Genomic DNA, 19,021 nt, shown 5'->3' with positions numbered 1-19,021 from the left:
TCCCGATCACGATTTTCCTCTTGCGTAGCATCCGCCTTGATGTAAATCAATAGTGTATCAATTTGGTGAGCCCCACAACCAGCCCTGACAAGCCTCATGAACCAGCCCGCCGGCAGTCTTCCGATCTATCTTCAGATCACCGAGCTTCTGATCCGCGACATCGCGGCAGGGCGGCTGATCGATGGAGAGAAGCTGCCGCCGGAACGGGAGATGGCGGAACGGCTGGGGATCGCCATCGGCACCCTTCGGAAAGCGCTGTCGGAACTGCAGTCGCGCGGGATGCTGGAGCGGGTTCAGGGATCGGGCAATTATGTCCGCGCCATCAGCGATCCGAAAAGCGTCTACGCCATGTTCCGCCTGGAACTGCTGGAGGGCGGCGGGCTTCCCACAGCTGAAGTGCTGAGCGTGGAGCGGCTTGCCAAGCCTGGCGACCTCCCGGAATTCGGGACGAGTTCCGAGGGACATCGGATCCGCCGTCTCCGCCGTCTTTCGGGAAAGGTGGCGGCCATCGAGGAGATCTGGCTGGACGGCGGTTACATCGATCATGTCGCCTTGGAAGACCTCTCCGAATCCCTCTACCTCTACTATCGCACCCGGATCGGCCTTTGGATTGCGCGGGCGGAAGACCGGATCGGGCTCGATGTCGTCCCGGACTGGAGCCCGGACGGCTTCGGGCCGGAGCAGGGGGCTCCGGTCGTCCATATTCTCAGGATCAGCGAGGCGCAGGACGGCAGGCGTGCGGAGGTTTCCCGCACCTGGCTTGACCATGCTGTCGCCCGTTACGTGTCGCGGCTCAAATAGGGTGTGTGGAAGATGAAGTTGAACTACGGTGTCATCGGTTGCGGCATGATGGGGCAGGAGCATCTGCGCAATATCGCTTTGCTGCCGGATGCGGAGGTGGCGGTCATCCTGGAGCCGGATGCCACCATGCGGGCGCGCGCAGCGGAAGCCGCACCCGGAGCAATTTTCGTCGATACCATCGAAGAGCTTCTGGCTGTCGATGCGGTCAACTGCCTGCTGATCGCCAGTCCCAACCAGTATCACCTAGGGCAGCTTGAGAGGATCGCGTCGATCCGGCCGCTTCCCGTGCTCGTTGAAAAGCCACTCTTCACCCATCCGGAGGAGATGCGGCGGGTGGAGGCACTTCGCCACGCCTATCCGGCGCCGATCTGGGTCGCCATGGAGTATCGATACATGCCGCCGGTGACGCGGCTGATCGAAGAGGCGAATGCTGCTACTGGCGGCATCCGCATGCTCACCATCCGCGAGCACCGCTTTCCCTTCCTTCAGAAGGTGGGCGACTGGAACCGCTTCAACGATCAGACGGGTGGGACGCTCGTCGAGAAATGCTGCCACTTCTTCGATCTGATGCGCCACATCCTGCAGTCGGATCCTGTGCGTGTGATGGCCTCGGGCGGGCAGGCGGTCAACCATCTGGACGAGGTCCATGAGGGCCGGACGCCCGACATCTGGGACCATGCTTATGTGATCGTCGATTTCGCCTCCGGTGCACGCGCCATGCTGGAGCTCTGCATGTTCGCCGAAGGCGCCCGCTACCAGGAGGAGATTTCTGCCATCGGCCCCATGGGCAAGATCGAGTGCAAGGTTCCGGGCCCCGGGCGCTTCTGGCCGGAGCATCTGGGCGAGCCGCCGGTGGCGCAGGTCATCGTCTCGCCGCGTGAGCCCAAGGGGCCAAGAAAGGTGGAGATACCGGTCGATCCGGAACTGCTGGAGGCGGGCGACCACAATGGATCGACGTTTTACCAGCACCTGCGGTTTGCGAGGAAGGTTCGTGGCGAGGGGCCGATCGAAGTGACGCTGGACGATGGCTGCTGGGCCGTGAAGATGGGGCTTGCGGCGCAGCAGTCGGCCATGACCGGCAAGGCGGTGGAGTTCTCGACCATGAAGCTTGCCGCCGCGGGATAGGTGATGCCTTCCCTGCAGGTGTCGAGGCTCAGACGGGCTGCTGGGCCAGATGCGCGAATTCCGCCACCACCTGGTCGTAGACCGTCCGCTTGAACGGAACGATCAGGCCGGGCAGATCCTGCATCGGCTTCCATTCCCAGGCATCGAATTCTGCCGAATGACCGCCGGGCGGCGGGTTGATCTGGATCTCGTCCTCGTTGCCCTCGAACCGGAAGGCGAACCAGCGCTGCGTCTGGCCCCGGTACTTGCCCTTGAGGCCGATGCCGATGAGATGCGCCGGCAGGTCGTAGTTGATCCAGTCGCGCGACTGGCCGATCAGCTTGACCGTGCGCATCCCGGTTTCCTCGTAGAGTTCCCGGTAAGCGGCCGCCAGCGGATCCTCGCCCTTGTCGATGCCGCCCTGCGGCATCTGCCAGAGCTGCGGCGAACCATCGTACTCGCTGTTGCCCTCGGCGATCCGCCTGCCGGCCCAGACCAGGCCCTTCTCGTTCAGGATCATCACGCCGACGCAGGGGCGATAGGGGAGGTCTTCGGGTCTCAACGGCTGTTTGCTCATCATTCGATCTCGATCAATAGTCTGCAGGGTCGTCGACCAGAGCCGAGACGCCGACGATTTCTATGCCGCGGTTGCCCGCCTCCTCGACCCACTGGCGGATCGCCTCGACGCTTTCGTCGAAGGCGGAGGCGACGCCGATGGCGCTGCCTTTGCGCAGGGCAAGCCGCTCCAGGTCGTCCAACTTCTTCAGGATCGCCGATTTTTCCAGCTGGGCGTCCAGCGTCATGTCGGCGAAACCGTGGGGCAGTTCGATGGCCTTGGCGATGGTGCCGCTGGTGGATTGGGCCGATGTCCCGTCGTCGAGGAAGAGCAGACCCCGTGTGGTCACGTCGCGAAGCAAGGGCTCCAGCGTGTCGGGATCCGACAGAAGCCGACCGCCAAGGTAGTTCATGATCCCGGTGTAGCCGCTGATCTTGCCCAGCGCCTCGTGAAGCCTCCCCAGGTTTTCCTCCGGCGGAAGGCCGGTCTGCAGCGTCGCAGGATCGGCATTGGCGTCGGGCGCGCCGAAGGGTTCCATAGGAACCTGGATCAGGATTTCGTGGCCATCGCGGCGCGAAACCTGCATCCAGCGCTGAAGGCTGTTGCCGCTTGCGGCAAAGGCGAGGGTGACCTCCGCAGGCAGGTCCTCGATTGCCTTCTGGGTCCCCGTCTGGCTGAGACCAAGACCGCCGACGACGATGGCGATGCGCGTTCCGCGCGCACCCGACCACGGACGGGCATACTGGTCCATGGGACGCAAGCCGTCTTCGCCGACAACGGGAAGCTGCCCATAGGGTGACTCTTCAAGAAGGTCTTCGTTGGGTGTGCCCGCGAGCCTCGGATCCTGGCCGATGCGCGGCGTGCCGACGATCACCGGACCGTCGCCGGCGCGCGACCGCGGCGAATAGGTCGTCACCACATTGCCGTCGTCCGTCAGCGTCCGCTCCACGTTGGCACCGGATTGCGGGTTGGCCCTGCGCAGGCTTTCGGCCGCCTCGGGGGCTGCCGGCCCGGGCACAGACTCTGCCGTTTCGGCGGGCACCGCGACGGCTGCGGTTTGCGTCCCTTCGAGAGCGGCCTCGCCCATCATGGAATAGACAGACAGGCCGACGATCGCCGCGACGGATATTAGCGAAAAAAAGAAAAGGGGGGGCAGCCGCAGGCGTCGCCGTTTGCCGGCCGGCTTTTCTCGTCCGAGCGGTGCGTGAAGATCGGTGCCCAAGAGGAAATTGTCCGCGGGTGGTCTGTGATAAAAAGAGGGAGCCGACCATGCGGCTCCCTCTCAAAGAGGTTCGTTACTGCTTGGCAGCAGCCTTATCCGGGCTCGGCGGGAAGCTCGGATCCGTCTTGTTGCCGCGCAGGAGGTCGAGCGCGTAGTTCAACTGGATGTCGTCCTTGGCTTCCGGCGGAATATAGGCGACGGAGCCGGAACCCTCGTCGGTCTCGTTCTGTCCAGGAATATGGCCACGCAGGCTGGATTCGCCTTCGGCGCGGACCTTGCCCTGCAGTTCCTCGGGCAGCGGCTGCTCCACCGCGATGTCCGGCTTGATGCCGGTGCCCTGGATCGAGGTGCCGGACGGCGTGTAGTAGAGCGCAGTGGTCAGGCGCAATGCGCCGCTTTCGCCCAGCGGAATGATCGTCTGGACCGACCCCTTGCCGAAGGAACGCGTTCCCAAAACGGTGGCGCGCTTCAGATCCTGCAGAGCGCCTGCAACGATTTCCGAAGCCGAAGCCGAGCCGCCGTTGATCAGCACGACCACAGGCTTGCCGTCGGTCAGATCTCCCGGGCCGGCGTTGAAGCGCCGGGTTTCGTCCGCATTACGGCCGCGGGTCGATACGACCTCGCCACGCTCCAGGAAGGCGTCAGAGACGTTGATCGCCTGATCGAGCAGGCCGCCCGGGTTCAGGCGCAAGTCGAGGACGTAGCCCTTCAGCTTGTCTGCAGGCACTTCGGCCTTGATCTTTTCGATCGCCTTTTCGAGGTCGTCGTAGGTCTTCTCGGTGAAGGAAATCACGCGCACATAGCCAACGTCACCTTCAACACGGGATTTGACCGCACGGACGGCGATGATGTCGCGCACCACCGTGATGTCGAGCGGCTTGTCGGCGCCTTCGCGAATGACGGTCAGCTTGATCGGCGTGTTGACCGCGCCGCGCATCTTCTCCACCGCTTCCTCAAGCTTAAGGCCGCGAACAGCGGTGCCGTCGATCTCGGCGATCAGATCGCCCGAGAGAATGCCGGCGCGGGACGCTGGTGTGTCGTCGATCGGTGCGATGACTTTGACGAGTTCGTCTTCCATGGTGACTTCGATGCCAAGGCCGCCGAACTCACCGCGGGTCTGCGTACGCATGTCTTCGGCGTCACGGGCATTCAGGAAGCTCGAATGCGGATCGAGCGAGGTCAACATGCCGTTGATGGCATTCTCGACCAGCTTTTCCTCATCCGGCGGCGTCACATACTGCGCGCGGACGCGCTCGAAGACGTCGCCGAAGATCGACAGTTCCTTATAGGTGGACGGGCCTGCAGCCTGCGCAGGCACTCCAGCCGAATAGATGACGCTCATGGCCGTAGCACCCATCAGCGCACCGACGATCACAAGAGAAGCCTTACGAATCATTTCGTGCCCTTCCGCTTTCCTTGGCAGTCCACCATGGTTTCGAATCTACTGGTGAACCGTCCTTCCTGAATTCAATGTAAAGTGTTGGTCGATCGGTTTCCAGCGTCAATACTGCAGCGCTCGCCACCTTTTTCGCACCCATCACGGCAATTGGCTCGCCCGACAGCACAAATCTGCCCTGCCGTGTCCTCACGTCGTCCATGCCTGCAAGCACGACGTGATAACCGTCTCCCGCGTTCAGGATGATCATCTGCCCGTAGCTCCGGAAAGCTCCGGCAAAGACGACCAAACCGTCTGCCGGTGCCGTTACCACGGAGCCTGGGCTTGCAGCCACCGTCATTCCTACAGCCGTGTGTCCAGTCCCGTCCGCATCACCAAATTTCCGGAGAATGTCGCCGGCTACCGGTAGCTCAAGCTTTCGCTCGAGGCTCGAAAACGCATATGCCGGTGCAATGCGGTTTTTGTCAGGCAAGGCGTTCTGGGCCCGCTCCCTGGCCTGTTCCCGCTCGGCTTGAGACAACTGGCGCAGGCGTTCTTCTTCCAGTCTGGCCTGTTCCACAGCTTCCCGCACTGAGGCGATCTCGCCCTCCAGCGACTGGACCAGCCCTTCCAGGCTCGTGGCCTGTTCCGCCAGTTCTTCCGACCGGCGACGCTCGGCCTCCAGCTCCGCAGTGCTTTGGAGGCTGAGCTTCTCGTTCTCGGCGAGCAGCATGTCCATGCGCTTTTCTTCTTCAAGGCTTGCGGCGATGGTGTCCGACACCGAGGCTCTTTCCGCGGTAGCCTGTGCCTGGAGCGTGGTCAGCGCCTGGAGATCGGCATGGAGTCTTTCTGCCTGAGCGCGCATCCCGGGAACCACTGCGCCGAGAAGGATCGCGCTTCGGACGGACGCAAGTGCGTCTTCAGGGGTGACGAGCAGCGCGGGAGGCGGATTGCGCCCCATCCTTTGCAGGGCGGCGAGAACTTCGGCCAGAACATCGCGACGACCGCGCAGGGACGTTCGGATCTCGGCTTCTCTCAGCCGGAGTCTCGCAAGCGTTTCCTCGCTGGCGCGGATCTTCTCTTCCAGGTCCTTGCGGCGTGCGGCGGACTCGATCAGCGCCTGGCGCAGATTGGCCGTGGTCTTTTCCAGTTCGGCGATGTCTTGCTCGATGGATTCGGCCTTTCCGACGGACAGGCTGATCGTGCCGCTGAGATCTTCGAGTTCCTGTCGCGCCTCATCGCGCTTGCGCTCCAGGTCCAGCGCCGGATCGGCTGGCGTGGCAGGCTGTTCCACAAGCTGCGCATAGGCCGCAGTGCGCCCCGATGTCATTGGCGGAACAAGGGCGAGCGCAGACGCAGCGGCCCAAACGGGCAGCCTTGAAGACAGGAAATGGCGTGAAGCTGAGCTCATAGACGTTCCGGTTGCCGCGCCGGGCAAACCTATGCTGATTTGCGCGCCGTGGCCACAAACATCCACGTGTGTCTGATCGACGGGTCAGACACGATGGTAGGGATGGCCGGACAGGATGGTGACGGCGCGATAGAGCTGTTCGGCGATCAGAATGCGCACCAACTGGTGCGGCCAGGTCATGCTGCCGAGATTGAGAACCATGTCGGCCCTGGCGTAAAGGGCGGGGTCGAGCCCATCGGCCCCTCCGACTGCCACCATCAGGTCGCGCTTGCCGCCATCGCGGAAGCGACCCAGAGTGTGTGCGAAGGCTTCGCTGTCGAGGGACTTGCCGCGCTCGTCGAGAAGCACGAGCAGGGCGCCATCGGGCAGGGCCTTTTCCAGTGCCGTGGCCTCGTCGCGTTTGCGGGTCTCCGCGTTGGTCGCCTTGCTTTCCGTGACCTCCGTCACGCGGACCAGTTCCAGCCCGATTGCCGGACCTGCTTTGGCAAACCGATCAAGGTAGCGAGACGCGAGATCCTTCTCCGGTCCGGCTTTCAGCCGACCGACGGCAAAGAGGCTGATGCGCATGTCTGTCCCGCCGGCGTCCGGCCCGTCATCTGCTGGTCGGCATGCGCGCAAGGCGCAGCCGCTAGCGTATCGCTCTTACCGGCGGCAGGGGGCGCCTGCGCGCGGATCAGTGCCGTGTTTCTTCCTCGAGGTCGGGAGCGGACCACATCTTTTCGATGTTGTAGAACTCCCGGACTTCGGGGCGGAACACATGGATGATGATGTCACCACTGTCAATCAGCACCCAGTCTCCCGCCTCGAGACCTTCGACGCGGGCTGTTCCCAGGCCGTCGTCCTTCAGGTCGGAAATCAGGTGATCCGAAATGGCTGCGACGTGACGGTTCGAGCGCCCGGACACTACGACCATGTAGTCTCCCAGTGCGGACTTGCCGGCGATGTTGATGGTGACGATATCTTCTGCTTTGGAGTCCTCAAGGCTTGCGAGGACCAGTTCGAGAGCACGGGCAGCGGCATCGGCGCCACGTTCTGTGCTCTGCGGGAGGATGGCGTGCATCTTTCCCTTGGTGTGTACTGTTGTCAGGGTTCGTCCTTTCTTGCAGGTAACAGCTACAGCACTGTCAGCGAATCCGGCTTCCCGGCCGCTGATCAAAGGTGGCATCGAAATGTAAATCTTTCAAGATATCTGCGAAAATCGTGATTGAAGCTCGGAATCGGCTTCAGGACACGCCGAGGCGCAGGTTCGTCGAGCTTAGGGCCGAGCGAGGGCCGTGGATGAACGTCCAGGCAGGCGCCGGTTTCCGCCACAGGATGCCGGCGTCGTCCTCGTCGATGCGGGCATGGTCAAAGGTGCGCGTCATCTTCGACGACAGGAAGGAGAGGGTCGAACCGGGGCGGTCGATTACGGCGATGGGGAAGGTGCGGACGATGGACTGCCACTTCTGCCAGCGATGGAATGATCGAAGGCTGTCGGCCCCCATGATCCAGACGAAATGCACGCCGCGATGTCGGGCAGCGATATGCGAAAGTGTATGGGCCGTATAGGGTCCGCCCAGAGCCTGCTCGAACGCCGTGATCTTGACGCGGGGATCCTGCACCAGCTTTGCGCTCATTGCGATCCGATCGGCGAGGGACGCAAGCTCGGATCGGCTCTTCAGTGGGTTTCCGGGCGTCACCATCCACCACAGCTGATCCAGTCCCAGGCGTCGAAGTGCGATCTCGGCAACCAGTAGATGGCCTTCATGGGGCGGGTTGAAGGAGCCGCCGAACAGGCCGACCACCATGCCGGGCTGGACATGCGGCATCGAAAGATATTGCCGATCCATGCGCTCTTCTGTCACGGCGGCTAGGGCCGGATCTGACCGGTGCCATGCACCCGATATTTGAAGGATGTCAGCTGCTCGACGCCCACCGGTCCGCGCGCATGCATCTTGCCTGTGGCGATGCCGATTTCGCCGCCCATTCCGAACTCGCCGCCGTCGGCGAACTGGGTGGAGGCGTTGTGCAGCAGGATGGCGGAGTCGATCTCGTTGAAGAAGCGCTCCACGACCTTAGGATCTTCCGCAATGACGGCTTCGGTATGGTTGGACGAATAGGTGTTGATGTGGGCGATCGCACCCGAAATGCCGTCGACGATCGCAACCGAGATGACGGCGTCGAGATATTCGGTGCGCCAGTCCTCTTCGGATGCGGGCTTCAGTCCCGGAACCACCTTGAGGACAGCTGCAGATGCCCGCACTTCGCAGCCTGCCTCGGCCAGTGCTGTCAGGATGGGGATCAGGTGGCTGCCGATGGCGGCGCTATCGATGAGGAGGGTTTCGGCTGCGCCGCAAACGCCGGTCCGGCGCATCTTCGCATTCACGACGATCCGCCTGGCCATCTCGAGGTCCGCCGACGCATCCACATAGATGTGGCAGAGGCCCTCGAGGTGGGCAAAGACGGGTACGCGCGCTTCGCTCTGGACGCGGGCGACGAGGCTCTTGCCACCGCGCGGCACGATCACGTCGATCGCGCCGTTGAGGCCACCCAGCATGGCACCGACAGCGGCACGATCAACGGTCGGCACGATCTGGATGGCGTGCTCGGGCAAGCCGGCCGCCTTCAGCCCCGCAACCAGGCAGCGATGAATGGCGCGCGAAGAAGCAAGCGAGTCCGAGCCGCCGCGCAGGATCACGGCATTGCCGGCCTTGAGGCACAGGGCACCGGCATCGGCGGTCACATTGGGGCGGCTTTCGTAAATGACGCCAATGACGCCGAGCGGCGTGCGAACGCGCTCGATCTTCAGGCCGTTCGGGCGCTCCCAGGCCCCGATCACATCGCCGACCGGGTCCTTCAGCGCGGCGATCTCGCGAAGCGCCTGGGCCATGCCCTCGATCGACGTCTCCGTCAGCGTCAGCCGGTCGATGAAGGACGGCTGCAGGCCCTTGCCCTCGACCTGCTTCAGGTCTTCGGCATTGGCGACCAGGATTTCTTGCTTTGCGTCTAGGATAGATTCGGCCATGGCCCGCAGAGCCTGGCTCTTTGCATCCGGCGAGGCCGTCGAAAGGGCGCGCGCCGCGGTTTTCGCCTGGCGGCCGATCCGGTCCATCAGCACGGTGACGTCTTCTGCCGCATGGGCCACCAGATCAAGCATGGGCGGCTTCCTCTTTCGAACCCTGTTTGTCTTCGTCCTGTCGTCCCGAGCGCGTCACGACCATATCATCTCGATGCACCATGGCGGCCCGTCCGGCGTAACCGAGAACGGCCTCGATGTCCGCCGATTTGCGTCCCGTGATCCGGCGCGCTTCATCGGCGTCGTATCCTGCCAGGCCGCGGGCGATCTCGTGGCCGTCGGGGCCGATGATGGCGATGGTGTCGCCTCGGTGAAAATGGCCGGTAACAGAGACGACACCGGCGGGCAGCAGGCTTCTGCCGTCGTCGAGAGCTCTCTGGGCGCCGGCATCGACGACCAGTTCGCCGGCCGGCTGCAACTGCCCGGCAATCCAGGTCTTGCGGGCCGTGACGGGGGTCGCCGAGGGGGCAAACCAGGAAAACCGGGCGCCGTCCTCGATGGCCTTCAGCGGATGTTCCGTCTTGCCGGAGGCGATGATCATGGCGCAACCGGCACTCGTGGCGATTTTGCCGGCGTCGATCTTGGTGCGCATGCCGCCGCGCGAGAGTTCGGATGCGGCGCCGCCGGCCATGGCCTCGATTTCCGGCGTGATCGCGGCGATCGTGTCGAGGAACCGCGCGTTGGGATCGAGGTGCGGCGGTGCCGTGTAGAGGCCGTCGATATCCGAGAGGAGCACCAGAAGGTCTGCTCCCGTCATGGTCGCCACGCGTGCGGCGAGGCGATCGTTGTCGCCGTAGCGGATTTCCGAAGTTGCCACGGTGTCGTTTTCGTTGATGATCGGAATCGCACCTATCTTCAGGAGCTGGTTGATGGTGGCGCGGGCATTGAGATAGCGGCGGCGCTCTTCGGTATCGCCCAGCGTCAGCAGGATCTGTCCGGCGACGATGGCGTCGCGCGACAGGCTACCCGACCAGGCGCGTGCCAGCGCGATCTGGCCGACGGCCGCGGCCGCCTGGCTTTCCTCCAGCTTCAACGCACCGGACGGCAGATCCAGCACGGTGCGCCCCAGCGCGATAGCGCCCGACGAGACGACCAGGACATCGACGCCTTTGGCTTTCAAATGCGCGATGTCGGTGCAGATCGCGTCGAGCCATTCCGTCCTGAGGCCGCTCTTGCGGTCCACAAGCAGAGCCGAGCCGATCTTGATGACGATCCGGCGGTGGCTGGCAAGCGATCTGCGCGATGCGCTCATCCGGCATCGTCCTCGGAGGCGTCGTCGTCCTGAAGGAACCGCGCACTGCGGTCGGGCAGCGCCGTGTCGCCGCCCGCGTTGACGATAACATCGCGCAGCGCCCGCAGCACATCGGTCATGCCCTTGCCGGTGGCGGCAGAGATCAGGAAGGGCTTGCGGCCGCAGGCCTTCTCCAGCTCCTTGGCCTTCTTCTTCAGCTCCGTCTCGTCCAGCACGTCGATCTGCGACAGCGCAACGATCTCCGGCTTGTCGATCAGGCCGCCGCCATAGGCTTCCAGCTCGTGCTTGACGGTCGTATAGGCCTTGCCGACGTTCTCCTCGACGCTAGACACCAGATGCAGGAGCACCCGCGTCCGTTCGACGTGGCCGAGGAAGCGGTCGCCGATGCCGACGCCTTCGTGGGCACCCTCGATCAGGCCCGGAATATCGGCCAGGATGAATTCGCGCTCGTCGATGGTCGCCACGCCGAGGTTTGGGTGCAGCGTCGTGAACGGATAGTTGGCGATCTTCGGCCGGGCGCGGGTCACGGTTGCGAGAAACGTCGACTTGCCGGCGTTGGGAAGCCCGACGAGGCCGGCATCGGCGATCAGCTTCAGCCGCAGCCAGATGGTCTTTTCTTCGCCCTCGAGGCCCGGGTTCGCCCAGTTCGGTGCCTGGTTGGTCGCCGACTTGAAATGGGTGTTGCCGAAGCCGCCGTTGCCGCCCCTGGCAAGCCGGAAGCGTTCGCCTTCCTTGGTCAGGTCGACGATCAGCGTTTCGTTGTCTTCCTCGAAGATCTGCGTGCCGACCGGCACCTTCAGGGTCACATGCTCGCCGTTGGCGCCGGTGCGGTTGCGGCCCATGCCATGGGTGCCGATCTGCGCCTTGAAGTGCTGCTGGAAGCGGAAGTCGATCAGCGTGTTCAGGCCGTTGACCGCCTCGACCCAGACATCGCCACCGCGGCCGCCGTCGCCGCCATCGGGACCACCGAACTCGATGAACTTCTCGCGCCGGAACGACACGGCGCCTGCGCCGCCATCGCCGGAGCGGATGTAAACTTTCGCTTCGTCGAGAAACTTCATCTTACTGCCATCAGTCTTGTGTTAGCGGCAATGCCATTGTCATAGACATTGTCCGGGTTCGATATAGGCCGTGCAGGCGGAGGTCAAAGATTATCATGAAATTGACAAGCTATAATATCCAGTACGGCGTCGGTCTCGACGGTCGCTACGACCTGAAACGGATCGCCGACAGCATCGCCGATGCCGACATCATCCTGCTGCAGGAGGTGACCCGCGGCTTCTCCCGCAACGATGACGTCGACATGGTGGCCGAGCTCAAGGCGCTGTTTCCGCGCTACTTCTCCAGCTTTGCCGCACCCTGCGACGTGCTGCTCGGCATCGACGAGGCGGAGGGCCACACTGTGGAACGTCGCCTGCAGTTCGGCAACATGGTCCTGTCGCGCTGGCCCATGCTCGCCATCCGCCACCTGCTTCTGCCGCGCAGCCGCACCTTCGAGAAGCTCAACCTGCAGCGCGGCGCCGTGGAAGCGGTGATCGGCACCCCATCGGGGCCGCTGCGCGTCTATTCCGTTCATCTCGACCATGTCTCCCCGGATGAGCGGATTGAGCAGATCCGCTTCCTCAAGGCGCGGGCGCTGAACTATCTTTCCGAAGGCGGCGCCCTGACGGGGGGCGAGGAATTCGGCTTTGCGAACCCGCCGCTTCCGGAAGACTTCGTGATGATGGGCGACTTCAACATGACGCCGGAATCGCCCGAGTATCTCGAGATGGTAGGCAGCACCGACAGCTACGGTGAGAGGGTCCTTCGCGCCAACCAGGTGGTCGATGCCAGCGCTCGGCTGGGGGCGATGACGCCGGACAGCTACACCTGGGTCAAATCGCCGGGGGACGGAAGCGTGCGGAGGCATCTCGACCATTGCTTCGTCAATCCGCAGCTGGCGGCGCGGCTGAAGTCTGCGCGGGTGGACAATGGGGCGCTGGGCTCGGACCACTTCCCCGTCTGGCTGGAACTGACCTGACGAGAAGGCCGGCGGGTCACCCCGCCGACTTTCTTGCTTTCAGGGGCGGCGAAAATCCTCCGGGCGAAGCTTCGTCTCCACATGCGGCACCATGGCGTTGCGCGACAGATTGAAGAGGTCGCCGCAGCCGGTGATGGCAAAGCCGAGCTTCTGCTGAATGCGCAGGGAGGCCGGATTGTCGACGAAGACGCCGGAGTGGATCTCGATGCCCGGCATGCGCCGCAGGAACCTGTCGAGAGCTGCCCCGACCGCCTCCGTCATGATGCCCTTGCCCCAGTAGAACCGGTTCAGCCAGTAGCCGAGATGCCAGTCGCCGCCGCGCGGCTCCAGTCCGACCACCCCGATGTGGACGTCGTCACCGGTGGTGATAGCCAGCGCCCATTCCGTCGAGGCGCCGGACAGATGCAGTTGCAGCCAGTCAAGCGCGTCCTCCCGGTGGTAGGGCTGCGGGATGCGCGCCAGCATGCCGGCGACGGCGTAGTCAGACAGTGATTGCGCCACCGCATCGGCATCGTCCAGCCGGTGCGGCCGCAGCACGAGGCTACGGCTGGTGATGACAGGGCAGGGGCCGGGCGTGCCGGTGGCAATTCCGGCACGCGTATCAAGCACGGTGCTCATCTGAGTTCTCCCCAACTGCGCAGCGACATCCAGGTCTTGCGATCCAGCCGAAACCATTCGACCGGCACCATGCCACCCATGGCGAGCGATCCGAACATGCCCGAACCCTGGAACTGGAAGCCGCACTTCTGGATCACCCGCCGCGATGCGACATTGGTCACCCGGCAACGGGCATCGATGTAGTCGATTTCGCGGGTGCGGAAGGCCATGTCGATCAGGACATGCGCCGCTTCCGTCGCATAGCCCTGGTTCCAGTGGGGCTCGCCCAGCCAGTAGCCGATCTCCACCGTCTGGGTGTCTTCCTGCGGTTCCAGGCCGCAGCAACCGAGAAAGGCGCCGTTATCGCCGCGGGTGATGGCATAGACGCACTTGCCAATCTCGCCGGTTTTCGCGCGTCGCACGAAATCGGCGGCGTCCTTTGCCGAATAGGGGTACGGCATGCGCGACACCATGGTGGCGATGTTCGCATTGTTGGCGAGATGGGCAAGGGCGTCGATGTCTTCCTCGTGGGGTGCACGCAGAACAAGTCTCTGCGACAGTAAGACGGGGCAATCGCTCCTCGGCCTCTCGGGCCTCAGCCGTTCTTCGGGCAGCCGTGATTGGCTTGCCCTTAACAATTCGCCTTGCATGGTTTCAGTCCTCCGTGGGGAACAAAAGAAAAAGGGAAGAGGGGCGGCGCCCCATCTTCCCTTTCTTTTGGACTGAACCTGGTGGTGCCAGCCGGGTCGATGAGACGCCGGCTGTTTTAGAGCGCTACCGGCTTATTCCGCTGCTTCTGCTTTCGGCATAACAGACACGTACACGCGGCCATTGGCCTTCGTACGGTAGTTCACGTTGCCGGCGGTCAGTGCAAAAATGGTGTGATCCTTGCCGAGGCCGACATTGCTGCCCGGATGCCACTGCGTGCCGCGCTGACGCACGATGATGTTGCCCGGAATGACGACCTCGCCACCGAACTTCTTCACGCCAAGGCGCTTGGACTCAGAATCGCGACCGTTGCGCGACGAGCCGCCAGCTTTTTTATGTGCCATTGGTGTTCTCCTTAAACCTTACAAAATCCCGATCGACTTAAGCCAAGATGTCCGTGATGCGGACAACCGTGTGATGCTGGCGGTGGCCGCGAATCCGCTTGGAATTCTGACGGCGACGCTTCTTGAAGGACAGAACCTTCTTGCCACGGTTATGTTCGACCACTTCGGCCTTGACCGTTGCACCCGAGACGAAGGGCGCGCCGAACTTGGCATCCGCACCGACCCCGATGACGAGGATTTCGTTGAATTCGATCGTCGTGCCGGCTTCAGCGTCGAGCTTCTCGATGGTGAGAACATCATTGGCTGCAACGCGGTACTGCTTACCGCCGGTCTTGATGACTGCGAACATTTGTTATCCTTTCATGTTCGTTCCGGCTCTGCCCGAGGGGCGGCCGTCTTTTTATCAGTCGTTGAGCAGGCGGGCCTTTTGGACCGATCCTGCCGGTGAATTGCGTGCCGCATGACACGTCGCGCAACAGAGAAAGAGGCATGGAGAGTTTTCCACGCCTGATCGCATGCGGGCATACGCGAGGCCTCAAAATCTGTCAAGATGAAAGCTTCCTGGACCGCCATTTGCCGCTTGCCAGCCACTCCAACCTTCGCTATGAGACAGCCCGCGCCGACAAGCGCCGACCAGACCCGCGGAGAGGTGGCTGAGTGGTCGAAAGCACCGCACTCGAAATGCGGCATACGGGCAACCGTATCGTGGGTTCGAATCCCACCCTCTCCGCCAGGTTGTATTCACTCTCCGCCAGTTACCTGCAAACCCTTGGATTTCCTCGCAAAACCTCTGCTCGCCAGCGGCCCTTGAGGAGTGAAAATGATGCAGGTATCGCGCCCGGTACACCTTCCGGTACACGTCGGGGTATCGCCCGATCCATCGAATCAAGCAGCGGCCACCAAGCCGGTTGCCAGAGGGCCGGGCCCTTATCTCGCGAAATCAGGGTCCGTTTACATCTTCCAGATTAAGCTGCCGAAGACGAGCGGTGGCACGAAAGCCATCCCGCCCTTGCGGCTCAGCCTCGGTGCCTGCTCTCACAGGCGCGCCCGGCTGCTGGCCGACCTTCTGGCGGCCAGGGCCAGATTGATGTTCGATTCGATGAGGCACGGTAGCAGTATGCAGGATGACGAAGACAGCGAGATGCGGGCGCGTGAGTTCGTCATCGAAATGAAGGGCGAGCTGAAGGCTTACCTTGGGATCATCGATCGCTCGGACGCACCGATCCCCGTCGAGGAATTGCAGAAGGCCGCAGGCATCCGAGACCTCGTCAACCTCAACCGCGAACTAGAGAAGCGGGCTGAAGGTGAGCCGTTCAACGAACTTGTCGTCGGCCATGCGGACATTCTGCAGCAGTCGGCAATCGCAAAGTTGTCTGCATCGTCTGCGCTCACAAATACTGCGCAGCAACCGGTACGGAGCATGAGCTCCATGTCGATGTCACATCAAGCTGCGGACCACGTCGAGCCAAGTATCCCGCCCGAAAGCAATCCAACAAGCCCACCAGAAAATCCTCGCGACGCCAATGGGAGACTGATCCCCGCCTTCGAGTTGGACCGCCGGACGGTGTGGCGGCCAAAGTCAGAAAAAAAGCGGCTGAGCGACGTCATTCCGACGTATCTGTCTGCCCGGAGAAACTCCGGCGGAGCCAATATCGCCCGCGACCTTTCGACAGCAGAAAGTCGGCTTGCTCTATTCATCGAATTGATCGGTGATCACCCCGTAAATACCTATGTTCCTGCGGATCTTCAGGCGTTCGTCAATTACATGCAGTACTGGCCAGGAGACAACAACCAGCGCGATCCGGAAATGACGCCCTGGCAGGTCATCGAAAATAACAAGGACCTTCACCTGAAACCGCTGGCCGAGAAAACGCTCCAAGAAGGCTATCTGGCCGTCATCAAGGCAGTGATCCGCTCCGAGATCACTTCTGGCGGTTTCACCGATCCTTTCGCCGGGGCAAAGATCAGAATTCCGAAGACGGCGGCCAGCCCGCGCAAGGCAACACCCATCGGAACTTCGAAGATGAATACCCTGTTCCGAACGGGTATTGAGTCCGGGCTGATGGAGGACATCATGCTGCCTCTCCTCGGCCATCTCACCTCTCGACGACTAGGGCTGCTGATCCATCTGCGCGGAAACGACATCCGCGAACAGTTCCCGGAGGTATGGGTGGGGCAGGTGACGCGTCTTTCGCAGATCAAGGGCATCTGGACCACCGTCCCCGTCAAGACACAGGACAGCGAACGATACTTCGTTTTGCACGACTTCCTAAAGGAAATCGGGTTTATCGACTGGGCGAGCCGCCAGGGTTCGAACTTTCTGTTTCCCAACATCATGAGGCTTGTGGACCCGAGCAAGAGCGGCTCCTCCTATATGCAACGGCTGTTCAAGAAAGCAGGGATTAAGCCTAAGGCTGGCGAGGAAAGTGTCGGTCGACGCGAGGTGTTCCACTCTCTTCGAGGCGGCAACATCCAGGACATGCGCGACTCGGGCGTCGATCCGCGCGATCGACGTGTGCAGGCGGGTCACAGCGCCGGGAGCGACGAGCACGACCTCTACGGCTTTGACGTCGCGACGGAAAAGGAAGCGCGCAAGCTCAAGGTCCTGCCGCTCGATCCGGAGATCGACTACTCGATCTTCAGGGGACTGGATTTCGATGCGATCGCCAAGCGCAAGCGGGTTGCCGGTCCGCCGAAGCGGAAATGATTTCCGTCTTTTGAGGGAGCGCCAGCTCATCCGTCGCCGCCCCTGGGTCCAGCTCAAGTGTCAGAGCCTGCTGTGATCGGATCCTGGAAATTCGATTCAGAGGCAAACGGCGTTTCACGAAGTAACAGGGGGACGAAGTCCCATCGAGGGAACGCCGTTTGCATCAGGTGAGTGCTTACCCCGGCGAGAAGGCTTCCCGATCGGCGCCAGGGCTACGGTCAATGAACGAGATGAACCTTGCGGCGGAAGGGGCTGTCGCCACTCCCATACTGTTCGACGAGAGCGCTGAAGACCTCGCATGAGGCCCGTTCGTCAAATCCTTGGGTGGCCAGCTCTTCCACCAGTTCGTCTTCCAGCTCTTCCAGCTTGGAAAGCCGTCCGGTTTTCAGCAAGCCCGAGATCACCCTGAAGAGCAGGATGCGGGCGAAGTCATCCCGTGCCGGGCGCCGCTCAATCTTGTGCCGGTCCCGCAGCAGCCGCTGCCTCTCTCGCTGCCTCGCGTTGCGTTCGCGCTGTGTCTGTCGTGCCATGCTTTCCCTCCCTTTTGTTATGGATGGCACCTTCAATGGTCAGAGGACCGGCGGAGCGGCGCAAGCCGTTTTCGGTTGAATCGAAATCATAATTTTCTGAATCGGAAATCCGTCGTTCTGAATCGAATGAGCGCAATTTGTTTCGACGTGCGGACACGTTGAGATGCGTTCTCGGGGATTTCTTCGACGGCCCTGCTCTCGCGTTCGGGAACTCGAAAGACGCCCCTCCCAGAAGAAGAATCGATAATATGAGGAAGTGAATCGTCTGCCGTTAGGATTGAATCGTCCGCAGAGACTTTTGAATCGGACGCCGATGGTTCGGAATCGGATGTACGCAATTTGACTTCGGTTGCAGGGGACCGATGTCGCGTCATTTCGCCTTAAGTTACTTCATGTCACGGGGCTGAGGCCTGCTGACCGAGGATCCAACCTTCCCAGGTCATGACGTCTTCCGTAGTCGGCGCGCCCTCAGTCCTTCGTCCTTCGACCACATCGATCATACCGAAAAGTCCCACGAGCGCATCGAACCGGTCTTCCCCAGATTTATCGGCGCCGAACCCGTCCCGGATCAAAGGTTCGACTGCCCCACCGTCGACATGCGGCCGGCTCGCTAGCCAGTGGAGAAGATGGGCGCCGACGCTACGGCGGCCAGACTGCTGCCGCTTGCTCCAGACCGGCTTGCGCGGAATCCCGAGCTGCCCGTAAACATCGCCAGGATAGGTTTCGGCGATAACTGTGGCGCCGGGCGCTACGAGTTCGGAGAGAGCACCGTCGAACGGCCATAGAGCGACATCAACCAGGTTCGGGATGATGATCTCGCGCCAGCCGCTGATAGCGGCCTTCCCGACTTGGTTACCGCCCAGCGTCCAGAACAGCATGCAGGCGTCACCTCGATCGGTAGTTCTCCGCTCGCAGCGACGCAGGAGAGCGGAGCCGTCGTTCAAGTTCAGGGCGTCGTATAGATGCTGGCGCTGCGTGCCACCCGGCCGCATCGGATAGAATGGGCGATGAAGAGAGATGTCATCGCGGTGTTCTGCGACCTCAAACCATTGTGCATATGGCTCCGATCCGAATGCGCGTAGCGCGGAGCGGAAATCAACAAGACCTAAGGCGCCGCCATAGGCCGCAGGCAGGCCAATTGGAAAGTCGAAGCCCATCAGAAGGCCTCCGTCTGTTCTGGAACGGTGTCGTAGCCGCGGTAACAGGTCGGCGGTATCGCCGACCTGTTCAGGCGCTGAGATCATCCAGGCCTTGCCAAGGCGCAAGGCTGCGCACATCCACCGCTTCTTCCGGTCGACACTCCAATCGCAGTGCGCAACAACAGCCACAGACATCCCGC

General features: G+C 62.3%; 20 protein-coding genes and 1 tRNA gene. 5 read left to right on the top strand and 16 right to left on the bottom strand.

Going from position 1 to position 19,021, the window contains the following annotated elements; translation table 11 throughout:
- Nucleotides 1-96 precede the first annotated feature (96 nt).
- Both M1E10_RS05080 and M1E10_RS05075 read left to right on the top strand, forming a co-directional pair.
- Nucleotides 97-801 carry a GntR family transcriptional regulator gene (locus tag M1E10_RS05080; protein WP_499175304.1) on the top strand — a complete coding sequence of 235 codons (705 nt, stop codon included), beginning with the start codon at nt 97-99 and terminating at the stop codon, nt 799-801.
- 12 nt (nt 802-813) lie between these two features.
- Nucleotides 814-1,926 (top strand): Gfo/Idh/MocA family protein, encoded by a 1,113-nt coding sequence (locus M1E10_RS05075; protein ID WP_499175303.1) that lies wholly within the window; start codon nt 814-816, stop codon nt 1,924-1,926.
- Nucleotides 1,927-1,954: 28 nt separating this feature from the next.
- On the opposite strand, the gene M1E10_RS05070 is transcribed toward M1E10_RS05075, so the two are convergent.
- The 10 genes from M1E10_RS05070 to obgE form a co-directional block, all read right to left on the bottom strand.
- The gene (locus tag M1E10_RS05070) at nt 1,955-2,482 is read right to left on the bottom strand and encodes an RNA pyrophosphohydrolase (RefSeq protein WP_499175302.1); all 528 of its coding nucleotides are present in this window, start codon (nt 2,480-2,482) and stop codon (nt 1,955-1,957) included.
- Nucleotides 2,483-2,495: 13 nt separating this feature from the next.
- The gene (locus M1E10_RS05065) at nt 2,496-3,683 is read right to left on the bottom strand and encodes a divergent polysaccharide deacetylase family protein (RefSeq protein WP_499175301.1); all 1,188 of its coding nucleotides are present in this window, start codon (nt 3,681-3,683) and stop codon (nt 2,496-2,498) included.
- A gap of 73 nt (nt 3,684-3,756) precedes the next feature.
- Nucleotides 3,757-5,079 carry a S41 family peptidase gene (locus M1E10_RS05060; RefSeq protein WP_499175300.1) on the bottom strand — a complete coding sequence of 441 codons (1,323 nt, stop codon included), beginning with the start codon at nt 5,077-5,079 and terminating at the stop codon, nt 3,757-3,759.
- A complete protein-coding gene (locus M1E10_RS05055; RefSeq protein WP_499177296.1) occupies nt 5,069-6,388 on the bottom strand; it encodes a murein hydrolase activator EnvC family protein in 1,320 nt (439 codons plus the stop codon). Before M1E10_RS05055 ends, M1E10_RS05060 begins: the two co-directional genes overlap by 11 nt.
- A gap of 165 nt (nt 6,389-6,553) precedes the next feature.
- Nucleotides 6,554-7,036: a 23S rRNA (pseudouridine(1915)-N(3))-methyltransferase RlmH gene (rlmH, locus tag M1E10_RS05050; protein ID WP_499175299.1), complete on the bottom strand. Its 483-nt coding sequence runs from the start codon at nt 7,034-7,036 to the stop codon at nt 6,554-6,556.
- Nucleotides 7,037-7,142: 106 nt separating this feature from the next.
- Entirely contained in the window at nt 7,143-7,529 is a 387-nt protein-coding gene (gene rsfS / locus M1E10_RS05045) for an RsfS/YbeB/iojap family protein (protein WP_499175298.1), read from the bottom strand.
- Nucleotides 7,530-7,692: 163 nt separating this feature from the next.
- On the bottom strand, nt 7,693-8,298 hold the full coding sequence (locus M1E10_RS05040; RefSeq protein ID WP_499175297.1) for a nicotinate-nucleotide adenylyltransferase: 606 nt from the start codon (nt 8,296-8,298) through the stop codon (nt 7,693-7,695).
- Nucleotides 8,299-8,318: 20 nt separating this feature from the next.
- The gene (locus M1E10_RS05035; RefSeq protein WP_499175296.1) at nt 8,319-9,605 is read right to left on the bottom strand and encodes a glutamate-5-semialdehyde dehydrogenase; all 1,287 of its coding nucleotides are present in this window, start codon (nt 9,603-9,605) and stop codon (nt 8,319-8,321) included.
- Nucleotides 9,598-10,776, bottom strand: coding sequence for a glutamate 5-kinase (gene proB / locus M1E10_RS05030; protein WP_499175295.1), 1,179 nt, complete (start codon nt 10,774-10,776; stop codon nt 9,598-9,600). The genes M1E10_RS05035 and proB overlap by 8 nt, the downstream gene beginning before the upstream one ends.
- Entirely contained in the window at nt 10,773-11,837 is a 1,065-nt protein-coding gene (gene obgE, locus M1E10_RS05025) for a GTPase Obg (RefSeq protein WP_499175294.1), read from the bottom strand. The genes proB and obgE overlap by 4 nt, the downstream gene beginning before the upstream one ends.
- Nucleotides 11,838-11,932: 95 nt before the next feature.
- On the opposite strand from obgE, the gene M1E10_RS05020 reads away from it, so the two are divergent.
- A complete protein-coding gene (locus M1E10_RS05020; RefSeq protein WP_499175293.1) occupies nt 11,933-12,796 on the top strand; it encodes an endonuclease/exonuclease/phosphatase family protein in 864 nt (287 codons plus the stop codon).
- Nucleotides 12,797-12,835: 39 nt separating this feature from the next.
- On the opposite strand, the gene M1E10_RS05015 is transcribed toward M1E10_RS05020, so the two are convergent.
- From M1E10_RS05015 to rplU, 4 genes are all read right to left on the bottom strand, one after another.
- Entirely contained in the window at nt 12,836-13,414 is a 579-nt protein-coding gene (locus M1E10_RS05015) for a GNAT family N-acetyltransferase (protein WP_499175292.1), read from the bottom strand.
- Nucleotides 13,411-14,043 carry a GNAT family N-acetyltransferase gene (locus M1E10_RS05010; RefSeq protein ID WP_499175291.1) on the bottom strand — a complete coding sequence of 211 codons (633 nt, stop codon included), beginning with the start codon at nt 14,041-14,043 and terminating at the stop codon, nt 13,411-13,413. Before M1E10_RS05010 ends, M1E10_RS05015 begins: the two co-directional genes overlap by 4 nt.
- Before the next feature lie 132 nt (nt 14,044-14,175).
- A complete protein-coding gene (gene rpmA / locus M1E10_RS05005) occupies nt 14,176-14,445 on the bottom strand; it encodes a 50S ribosomal protein L27 (RefSeq protein WP_029620048.1) in 270 nt (89 codons plus the stop codon).
- A 37-nt stretch (nt 14,446-14,482) separates the two neighbouring features.
- Entirely contained in the window at nt 14,483-14,794 is a 312-nt protein-coding gene (rplU, locus tag M1E10_RS05000) for a bL21 family ribosomal protein (RefSeq protein WP_499175290.1), read from the bottom strand.
- A 294-nt stretch (nt 14,795-15,088) separates the two neighbouring features.
- On the opposite strand from rplU, the gene M1E10_RS04995 reads away from it, so the two are divergent.
- Nucleotides 15,089-15,178, top strand: a tRNA-Ser gene (locus M1E10_RS04995).
- A gap of 87 nt (nt 15,179-15,265) precedes the next feature.
- Nucleotides 15,266-17,152 (top strand): hypothetical protein, encoded by a 1,887-nt coding sequence (locus M1E10_RS04990; RefSeq protein ID WP_499175289.1) that lies wholly within the window; start codon nt 15,266-15,268, stop codon nt 17,150-17,152.
- 218 nt (nt 17,153-17,370) lie between these two features.
- Here the strand turns inward: M1E10_RS04990 and M1E10_RS04985 are convergent, their stop codons facing one another.
- Together M1E10_RS04985 and M1E10_RS04980 are read right to left on the bottom strand one after the other, a co-directional pair.
- Entirely contained in the window at nt 17,371-17,682 is a 312-nt protein-coding gene (locus M1E10_RS04985) for a hypothetical protein (protein ID WP_499175288.1), read from the bottom strand.
- A gap of 395 nt (nt 17,683-18,077) precedes the next feature.
- On the bottom strand, nt 18,078-19,016 hold the full coding sequence (locus M1E10_RS04980; RefSeq protein WP_499175287.1) for a DUF429 domain-containing protein: 939 nt from the start codon (nt 19,014-19,016) through the stop codon (nt 18,078-18,080).
- Nucleotides 19,017-19,021 lie beyond the last annotated feature (5 nt).

The sequence above is a fragment of the Rhizobium sp. PK7-22 genome (assembly GCF_056530405.1).
This window is presented reverse-complemented; position numbering and strand designations above follow the sequence as displayed.